A 9195-nucleotide genomic window follows, 5' to 3' on the forward strand; every position below is an offset into this window, starting at 1 on the left:
ACCAGGGCCTCCACGCCGCGGACCGTGTCGTCCGCGAGCGAGACGATCGGCTGGTACTCCACCAGGAACTCCCCGCGCTCCACGGCCGGCCCCGGGGCGTCCGGGCCGGTGGCGGGCGGGATGCGGTCGGTGGTCATGCGTCCCCCTTGGTCAGCAGGGTCGGCGCGGGCAGGTCCTCGCCGGTGGCCGCGGCGGCGGCCCCGGCGGTGGCCTCGACGCGCAGGCAGGCGGCCTGCCAGTCGTCCCGGGCGGCGCGCAGCGTCACCGGGGTGGTGGAGCACTCGTCCATGACGACGGGGCAGCGCGGGTGGAACGAGCAGCCGGTGGGGAGGTCGGCGGGGTCGGGCGGGTCGCCGGCCAGGCCCTGCGGGTTGCGGCGCTCGGCGGGGTCGCCGACGGTCGGGAAGGCGGCGGACAGCGCCTGGGCGTAGGGGTGCCGGGCGCCGGCGAACACCTCGCGGGAGGGCCCGTGCTCGACCAGCCGTCCCGCGTACATGACCGCCAGCCGTTCGCAGGTGTCGGCGAGGACCGAAAGGTCGTGGCTGATCATGACGAGGGCGATGTGCCGCTCGGTGACCAGCTGCTTCAGCAGCCGGAGCACCTGCGCCTGGATCATGACGTCCAGCGCGGTGGTCGCCTCGTCGGCGACGATCAGCTGCGGCGAGCAGGCCAGCGCCATGGCGATCATGACGCGCTGCCGCTGCCCCCCGGAAAGCTCGTGCGGGTAGCTGGTGGCGCGCCAGGCGGGCAGCCCGACCTGGGCCATCAGCTCCACCGCGCGGGCCTCGGCGGCCTCCCGGCCGATCCCCTCGTGGAGGACGATCGGCTCGGCGATCTGCCGGGCGATGCGGTGCACGGGGTTGAGCGAGTGCATCGCGCCCTGGAAGACGATGGAGGCACCGGCCCAGCGGACCGCCCGGAGCTTCCCGAACGACATGGCGAGGATGTCCTCGCCGTCGAGCAGGATGCGGCCGGTGACCTCGGTGCCGGGCGGCAGCAGCCGCAGCACGGCGGCGGCGACGGTGGACTTGCCGCAGCCCGACTCCCCCGCCAGGCCGAGGGTGTCGCCCGGGTTCAGGGTGAGGGAGATACCGCGCACGGCGGGGATCTCGCCGCGGGAGCCGCGGTAGGTGATGCGGAGGTCCTCGATCTGCAGGGTGGGGCGCACGCTGCTCCCGCCTCTCGGTTCGGGCGCCCGGCCGTCGGCGCCGGGGGCCGGTTCCTGCTCCGTCGCGTCGGTGGTCACCGCGCACCCCGCAGCCGGGGGTTGAGCACGGTCTCCATGGCGCGCCCGCAGAGCGTGAACGCGAGGACGACCGCAAGGATCGCGAAGCCGGGCGGCAGCATGTACCACCAGGCGCCGTAGGAGATGGCCCCCGCGTGGAAGGCGCGTTCCAGGATGGTGCCCCAGGAGACGGTGCTCGGGTCCCCGAGGCCGAGGAAGGACAGCGACGCCTCGGTGAGGATGGCGCTGGAGACCTGGAGGGTGGCGCTGGCCAGGATCAGCGGCATCAGGTTGGGGAGCACGTGCCGGGACATCTGGTGCCAGTGCCCGGCGCCCAGCGCGCGGGCCCGCTCCAGGTAGGGGCGGCCCTCGATCGACATGGTCTGCGCGCGCACCAGCCGGGCGGTGCCCGCCCAGGAGGTGAGGGCGATCGCCAGGATGATGGTGAAGCGGCTGGCGCCGAGGGCGACGACCAGCGCGATGGCGAGGACCAGGCTCGGCAGCACGATGAACCAGTCGGTGAGCCGCATCAGCAGCCAGGAGGCCCAGCCGCCGTAGTGCGCGGCCATCATGCCGACCAGGGTGCCGAGGCCGACGGCGAGGACAGCGGCGATGATGCCGATCTGCAGGGAGACGCGCGCGCCCCAGATCACCTGGAGCAGGATCGACCGCCCGACCTCGTCGGTGCCGAACCAGAACTCGCCGCTGGGCGACTCCAGCCGCTCACCGGGGGCGTTGACGGCCCGCAGCTGCGACTCGTCGGTGTAGAGCGGGGCGAGCAGCGTCGCCAGCGCGATGAACGCCAGGACGCCGAGGCCGACCAGGCCCGCCGGCTGCCTGCGGTACTGGCGCCAGAAGTCGGCCAGCGCCTTGCGGCGGCGCGCCCAGGTGATGGCGCGCGCGGAGGTGAGGCGTGGGGCGGGGCCGGGAGGAGTCGCCCGCGGCCCGTCGGTCTCCCCGGGCGGCGCCGGGGTGCTGGGAGCGCTCATGCGGAACTCCGCACTCTCGGGTCGAGGAAGCGGTACAGGATGTCGGCCAGCATGTTGGCGATGATCGTGGTGCCGGCGAAGAAGATGAACAGCAGTTGCAGCAGCGGGATGTCGGGGACGCGGATCGCCTCGTAGAAGAGGAGGCCGAGCCCGGGCCAGCTGAAGATCGTCTCGGTGAGCAGGGCGCCGTTGAAGATGGCGCCGAACTGGAGGGCGATCAGGGTGACCGTGGGCAGCAGCGCGTTGGGGACGGCGTGCCGCCGGCGGACCACGTCGTCGCGGAGCCCCTTGGCCTTGGCGACGGTCAGGTAGTCGTTGCCGCGTTCCTCCAGGATCGAGGAGCGCATGATCAGCACGTACTGGGCGTAGATGACCGCGGCCATGGTCAGCGCGGGCAGCACCAGGTGGTGGGCGACATCGAGCGACTGCGCCCAGAAGCCGTCCCCGACCCCCCGGGTGGACCGCATCCCGTTGACGGGGAACAGGCCGAGCTGCACCGAGAAGATGATGATCACGATCATGCCCAGCCAGAAGGTGGGCGCGGACCAGAGCGCCAGCGAGATGCCGACCTGCGACTTCTCGAACCGGCTGCCCTGCCGCCAGCCGGCCCGGGCACCGATCCAGATGCCGAGGCCGGCGGCGATGACCAGGGCGGTGCCGGTCAGCAGCAGGGTGTTGGGGAGCCGCGCCAGCAACAGGTCGGTGACCTGCTGGTTGTTGACGTAGCTGGTGCCCCAGTCGAGGGTGAGGACGGAGCGGATGTACTCCCAGAACTGCACGGTCAGCGGCTCGTTGAGGCCGAGCCGTTCCTCGATCTCGGCGCGCTGCGAGGGCGTCAGCGGGGTGTCGCCGCCGATCGCCTTCACCGGGTCGCCGCCGATGATGCGGAAGATGAAGAACGCGGTGAACAGCACCAGGACCAGCGAGATCATGGCACCGGAGAACTTCAGCCCGAGGAACCGCCAGAAGTCGCGGCGCGAGGGCGTGAACGGCTGTTGCTGGACGGTTGCGTCGTCGCCGCCAGGGGTGCCGGCGCCGCCGTCGGGCAGCGCCGGCACCTGGGCGGTGGGCTGGATTCCCATCGTGTCCCGTGTGTTCCTTACTCCCGGTCGTCAGCGGTCTTGCGGCGCTGCATCAGGGCGAAGCCGCCACCGGCGACCGCGACCAGGACGACGCCGCCGATGACCCACGGCAGGGCGCTGCCGGAGTCGGAGCCGGAGCCGGCGGCCTCGCCGCCCGAGCCGTCGGCGGGGGTGGCGCTGCGGTAGCCGAAGGCGCCCTGCTGCTCGCGGATCATGCCCTCCGCGGCGGGCTGGGTCTCGAACCCGCTCCAGCGCTCGGAGTTGTACGCCTCCAGCTGGTTCTCGTAGTAGAGGACGATGGCCGGCGCGTCCTGGTAGAGCAGCTGCTGCATGTCGCGCAGCAGCCCGGCGCGGGTGTCGAGGTCGGTCTCGGCGGTCTGCTGCTCGAAGAGGGCGTCGTACTCCTCGTTGCAGTAGAACGCGAAGGTGAGGTCGGTGGGCTCGGCGTCCTCGGGCAGCCGGGCGCAGGTGTGGTACGCCAGCGTCTCGCTCGGCTCGGGGCCGGCGTTCCAGGTGCCGAAGGCGATGTCGAAGTTGCCGGCCTCCTGCTCCTCGTTGAGCGGGGTGGTGTCCATGGCGATCGCGTCGAGCCGGATGTCGAGCTCGGCGACCCAGTCGACGAGGAAGTCCTGGATGATCGCGTAGGAGGGCCGGTCGGAGTGGTAGAAGAGCCGGAACTCCAGCGGGCGGCCGCTCTCGGGGTCGACGCGCAGGCCCGCGCTGTCGCGCTCGTCGTAGCCGGCCTCGTCGAGCAGCCGGTTGCCGGCCTCGACGTCGGCGGCGATCAGGTCGTCGCCGGTGGGCTCCCAGGAGAGATCACCGAATATCGGCGGGACGTAGCTGACGCCGGGGAGGGCGAAGCCGCCGGTGGCGACCTCGACGATGCGCTCCTTGTCGACGGCGTGGGCGATGGCGCGCCGGACGGCGGGGTCCGTCAGCGCGGGGTGGCCGTCGCCGAACTCCTCGCCGCCCTGGGTGCGGGCGCCGGCGTTGAAGGTGAGGGACTGCATCCGGCGGCCGGGGCCGGTGGAGGTGGTGATGCCCTCGCGGGACTCCAGCGCCTCGTACTGCTGCGGGTTGAGCCCGCCGACGAGGTCGACCTCGCCCGCCTGGAGGGCCTGCACCATGGCCTCGGGGGTCTGGTAGTCCTGCAGGACGAACTCGTCGTAGTCGACGGGCCCTTCCCAGTAGTCCTCGTTGGCGGTGAGGGTGATCCGCTCGCCCTCGCGGTACTCGTTCAGCCGGAACGGGCCGGAGGTGGGCTGGTCGGGGTCGCCGGCGTAGGTGGCCGGGTCGTCCAGCTCGCCCCAGACGTGCTCGGGCATGATCATGATGGAGACACCCTTGAGGTGGTTCATCATGGCGCTGGGTTCGTCGATCTCGATGACCAGCGTGTGGTCGTCCTCGGCCCGGACGTCGGTGAAGTTGTTGACCAGGTCGCCGTGGCGGCTGTTCAGGACCGGGTTCTCACGCAGCAGGTCGTAGGTGAATTTCGCGTCCTCGGCGGTGATCGGCTCGCCGTCGGACCAGGTGGCGTCGGGGTTCAGCCGGTAGGTCCAGGTCAGTCCGTCCTCGGAGGACTCCCATTCCTGCGCGATTCCGGGAGCCGGGCTGAAGTCCTCCTGGCTCCACCGGATCATCGGCGTGTACATCAGGTTGTTGATCTCGCCCTGCAGCAGCCACCCGGAATCGAGCGGGTTGAGGTGCGGGATGTTGCTGAGGCCGGAAGTACCGACGATCAGGGTGTCCTTGCCGCCGCTCTGCGCGACCGCGCCGCTCACCGGTGCGAGCGACAGCGCCACACCTCCGGCGACCGAGGCGGCCGCCGCGCGCTTCAGGAACGACCGTTGGGCCTTTTCTGCCACGGCGGTTCTCCCCTTCCAGACCTGGTAGTCAGCGAATGTCGAGCACCCTCGAACACCGGAGGAGGTAAGTCAATGCCTGGTTCTGAAACTTTCATTCAGCTGAAAGCCGGGACCCGTCCCGCCCTGCGGATTCCGCCCCGAACCGGGCCGAATCGCGCCTGATTCACCTCGCGGAAACACAATTCGCTCAACGGTCCGACCACTGGAGAAAGCGGCCGCGGCCGGACGATCCGTTACCGATCCGCAATGCTATGACCTGCACGGTTGACCCCTTCGCCGATCCGCTCATCATCCTTTCTACACAGCTGACAACCATCTCGGCGGGCGCGGCGCGTGCCCGGGACGGGCCGCGCGCCCGTCCGCGAAAGCCGCCGACGGCGCGAATCCGGACGATGTGCGTGCGCCCCGGAGCGGTCGGGGCGACCGGAACACCCGGGCGGGGCACCGCCGATGGGGCGAAGCGGCCCGCCGCCGCGCCCGCACGCGGGGCACGGCGGCACGACCGGCACCGGGTCGGGGGCGGCGGTGGGGTTCACCCGGCCGGCGGCAGCGGTGAACGGGTGACGGCTGCGGTGAACGGGTGACCCCGTGTCAGCCGTACCGGCGCGAGGGCAGCACGAACAGCCGAGCCCCCCCCGGGGGGGCGGGGCTCGGCGGGGTCCGGCGGGTCCGGGGCGGCCCGGCTCAGGGGGTGAGGCCGCGCACCACCAGGTCGGCCAGTGCGAAGACGAAGAGGCTGATCCCGACGAAGCCGTTGACGGTGAAGAACGCTCGGTTCAACCGGGAGAGGTCACCCGGCCGGACGATGGTGTGCTCGTAGGCGAAGGCTGCGGCCACCACGACCAGCCCGACCCACAGCAGCGGCCCGGCGTCCGTCAGCACGGCGAACCAGGCGAGGAGCGCCAGGGTCACCACATGGCAGCCCCGGGCGCCGTGGAGCGCGGTGGCGACCGAGAACCGGGCCGGTACGGAGCGGACGCCCTCCGCCCGGTCGGCGGCGACGTCCTGGCAGGCGAAGATCAGGTCGAACCCGCCGATCCACACCCCGACGGCCAGCCCGAGGACGACCGCCTCCCAGGACCAGCTGCCCGTGACGGCGAGCCAGGCACCGACCGGGCCCATCGCCTGGGCGAGGCCCAGGATGGCGTGCGGGTAGTCGGTGAACCGCTTGCCGTACGGGTAGACCACCATCGGCACCACCGCGACGGGCGCCAGCGCCAGGCAGAGCGGGTTGAGCAGCGCAGCGGCGCCCAGGAACACCGCCAGCGCGATCAGCGCACCGGTCCAGGCGGTGCGCACCGACACCGCGCCGGTGACCAGCTCGCGGGAGGCGGTGCGCGGGTTCCGGGCGTCGATCTCGCGGTCGATGATCCGGTTGGCCGCCATCGCGAAGGTTCGCAGCCCCACCATGGCGACGGTCACCAGCAGCAGCGTCAGCCAGTGCACCGTCCCGTCGTCGAGGAACATCGCCGTCAGCGCGGCGATGTAGGCGAAGGGCAGCGCGAAGACGGAGTGCTCGATCATCACCAGGCGCAGGAAGGCCCGCGCCCTGCCCCCGGCGGGCGCCCCGCCGGGGGTGGCGGCCGACCGGCCGGCCGCGGTGGTCACAGTCCGTATTCCTTCCAGCGGCTGGTGACCTTCTCGGCGGTCGCCGGGTCCGAGACGACCATCTGCGGCCAGCCGCCGTCGCGGGTGTACCCCTCCTCGGGGAGCTTGGCGGTGGCGTCGATGCCCGCCTTGCCGCCCCAGAACTGCTGGTAGGAGGCGTGGTCGAGGTGGTCGACCGGCCCCTCGGTCAGCATGAGGTCGCGGGCGTAGTCGGTGTTGCCCAGCGCCCGCCAGGCGACCTCGTGCAGGTCGTGGACGTCGCAGTCGGCGTCCACCACGATGATCAGCTTGGTCAGCGACATCATGTGGGCGCCCCACACGGCCGACATCACCTTCTGCGCGTGCTTGGGGTACTTCTTGTCGATCGAGATGATCGCGCAGTTGTGGAAACCGCCGGCCTCCGGCAGGTGGTAGTCCACGATGTCCGGGATGATGATCTTCAGCAGCGGCAGGAAGAACCGCTCCGTGGCGCGACCCAGCGGCCCGTCCTCGGTGGGCGGCCGGCCCACGACGATCGACTGCAGCAGCGGCCGCTTCCGGGTCGTCACGCAGTCGATGGTCAGCGCGGGGAACGGCTCCTGCGGCGTGTAGAAGCCGGTGTGGTCGCCGAACGGCCCCTCGGGCAGCATCTCCCCCGGCTCCAGCCAGCCCTCCAGCACGACCTCGGCGTGCGCCGGGACCTGCAGCGGCACCGTCCGGCAGTCGACCATCTCGACCCGCTTGCCGGCGAGGAACCCCGCGAAGAGGTACTCGTCGATGTCGCCGGGGAGCGGCGCGGTGGAGGCGTAGGTGACGGCCGGCGGGCAGCCGAAGGCGATGGCGACCGGCAGCCGCTCGCCGCGGCGCGCCGCGACCTGGTAGTGGTTGCGGCTGTCCTTGTGGATCTGCCAGTGCATGCCGATGGTGCGGCGGTCGTGCCGCTGCAGCCGGTAGAGGCCGAGGTTGCGGACCTCGGTCTCGGGGTCCTTGGTGTGGGTCAGGCCCAGGTTGAAGAACGAGCCGCCGTCCTCGGGCCAGGTGAAGAGCGCGGGCAGCGCGTCGAGGTCGACGTCGTCACCGTGCATCACCACCTCCTGCACCGGGCCGCTCTTGACCTTCTTCGGCGGCAGGTGGCTGACGGAGCCCAGCTTGCCGAGCGCCTCCCGCATGCCGACGAAGCCCTGCGGCAGTTCCGGCTTGAGCAGGCCGCCGATCTTGTCGCCGATGTCCGCGTAGGACTTCAGCCCCAGCGACTTCAGGAGCCGCCGGTCGGTGCCGAAGACGTTCATCGCCAGCGGGAGCTTCGATCCCTTGACGTTCTCGAAGAGGAGCGCGGGGCCACCGGCCTTGTTGACCCGGTCGGTGATCTCGCCCACTTCCAGGTGGGGATCGACCTCCGCGGTGATCCGTTTGAGGTCCCCGTCCCGCTCCAGGGCGCGCAGCAGCGCGCGGAGGTCGTCGTATGCCATGGGACTCAGTATCGCGGACGCATTACCCTGGCTGTTGTCAGGGGGCCGCTGCCATGTGGCCCGTTACACCCGCTCACCCGGGGGACGAACATGCTCAAGGTACTGATGTTCCTGGTGCCTATCGCGCTGGCCATCTACGCACTCGTGGACTGCATCAGCACCAAGGACGACGAGATCAAGCACCTGCCGAAGCTGGTCTGGCTGCTCCTGATCGTGTTCGCCTGGATCATCGGCCCGCTCGCGTGGATCATCGCGGGCCGCAAGCGCAGCCTGCCCAAGGCGCCCGGCGCCCGCCCCGCGGGGGGCGGCGGCTGGGTCGCGCCGGACGACAACCCGGACTTCCTCCGGTCGATCAACCACGAGCAGCAGCGCGAGGAGAACGAGCGCGACAAAGAGCTGCTGGAGAGCTGGGAGGAAGACCTCCGGCGCCGCGAGAGCGAGCTCCGCGACGGCGACGACAACGACGGCAAGGGCGGCAGCGGCCCGGCGGAGGGCAACCCGCCGGCCAAGGGCTGACGGAGCGCCGACACGCCGGTGCGTCCCCGGGCTCGGGCGGGGGTCGTTCATCTCACGATGAACGACCCCCGTTCTGCTGTCCCCGGCCTGCTGGTCCGAGTGCTCTCCCCCTGCCGATGTCCCGGGGGAGGCGGTTGCGGGCCGTCGTCCCGGACCTGCGGTTGCGGGCCGTCGTCCCGGACCTGCGGTTGCGGGCCGTCGTCCCGGGGAGACGGCGGCGGCTGACGCCGTCGGCCGGGGTCGCGGCGCCGCCGGTGGGGCGGCAGTCCGCGCCGCGCGGGCCGTCCCGGGAGGTGCGCTGTCCCCGCGCGCCGTACGAGGGCGCCCCGGTGCGCCCCGAGGCGTGCCCTGCCGGCTCCCACGCCACGCCCGCGCCCCGTGGCGCCCGGAGGGGGCGTGAGGGGCGTGGGAGCGGCGCCACGGCCCGCCGGGGGCCGAGAGGCAGCCCCGGGCGGGACGACG

7 protein-coding genes are annotated in these 9195 nt (G+C 71.8%); 1 reads left to right on the top strand and 6 read right to left on the bottom strand.

Going from position 1 to position 9195, the window contains the following annotated elements; all coding sequences use genetic code 11:
- Positions 1-133: 133 nt before the first annotated feature.
- From HCN56_RS20415 to HCN56_RS20440, 6 genes are all read right to left on the bottom strand, one after another.
- Positions 134-1246 (bottom strand): ABC transporter ATP-binding protein, encoded by a 1113-nt coding sequence (locus tag HCN56_RS20415; protein WP_376770903.1) that lies wholly within the window; start codon positions 1244-1246, stop codon positions 134-136.
- Complete coding sequence (locus HCN56_RS20420) at positions 1243-2214, bottom strand: ABC transporter permease (protein ID WP_167973251.1); 972 nt, start codon at positions 2212-2214, stop codon at positions 1243-1245. Before HCN56_RS20420 ends, HCN56_RS20415 begins: the two co-directional genes overlap by 4 nt.
- A complete protein-coding gene (locus HCN56_RS20425) occupies positions 2211-3296 on the bottom strand; it encodes an ABC transporter permease (protein ID WP_167973253.1) in 1086 nt (361 codons plus the stop codon). The genes HCN56_RS20420 and HCN56_RS20425 overlap by 4 nt, the downstream gene beginning before the upstream one ends.
- Before the next feature lie 17 nt (positions 3297-3313).
- The gene (locus tag HCN56_RS20430; protein WP_167973256.1) at positions 3314-5161 is read right to left on the bottom strand and encodes an ABC transporter substrate-binding protein; all 1848 of its coding nucleotides are present in this window, start codon (positions 5159-5161) and stop codon (positions 3314-3316) included.
- Between the two features lie 684 nt (positions 5162-5845).
- Positions 5846-6769 (bottom strand): menaquinone biosynthesis prenyltransferase MqnP, encoded by a 924-nt coding sequence (mqnP, locus tag HCN56_RS20435; protein WP_167973258.1) that lies wholly within the window; start codon positions 6767-6769, stop codon positions 5846-5848.
- Complete coding sequence (locus tag HCN56_RS20440; RefSeq protein WP_167973260.1) at positions 6766-8217, bottom strand: menaquinone biosynthesis decarboxylase; 1452 nt, start codon at positions 8215-8217, stop codon at positions 6766-6768. The genes mqnP and HCN56_RS20440 overlap by 4 nt, the downstream gene beginning before the upstream one ends.
- Positions 8218-8307: 90 nt before the next feature.
- On the opposite strand from HCN56_RS20440, the gene HCN56_RS20445 reads away from it, so the two are divergent.
- Positions 8308-8733 carry a PLD nuclease N-terminal domain-containing protein gene (locus HCN56_RS20445; RefSeq protein WP_167973262.1) on the top strand — a complete coding sequence of 142 codons (426 nt, stop codon included), beginning with the start codon at positions 8308-8310 and terminating at the stop codon, positions 8731-8733.
- The last annotated feature ends 462 nt before the right edge of the window (positions 8734-9195 follow it).

Origin of the sequence: Streptomyces lonarensis (genome assembly GCF_012033735.1) — a bacterium.
Lineage (GTDB): Bacteria > Actinomycetota > Actinomycetes > Streptomycetales > Streptomycetaceae > Streptomyces > Streptomyces lonarensis.

What these genes read in the sequence shown, in the direction of transcription:
- HCN56_RS20445 (WP_167973262.1), top strand. Translation starts at nt 8,308, where the DNA reads ATGCTCAAGGTACTGATGTTCCTGGTGCCTATCGCGCTGGCCATCTAC.
- HCN56_RS20440 (WP_167973260.1), bottom strand. Translation starts at nt 8,217, where the DNA reads ATGGCATACGACGACCTCCGCGCGCTGCTGCGCGCCCTGGAGCGGGAC.
- HCN56_RS20425 (WP_167973253.1), bottom strand. Translation starts at nt 3,296, where the DNA reads ATGGGAATCCAGCCCACCGCCCAGGTGCCGGCGCTGCCCGACGGCGGC.
- HCN56_RS20420 (WP_167973251.1), bottom strand. Translation starts at nt 2,214, where the DNA reads ATGAGCGCTCCCAGCACCCCGGCGCCGCCCGGGGAGACCGACGGGCCG.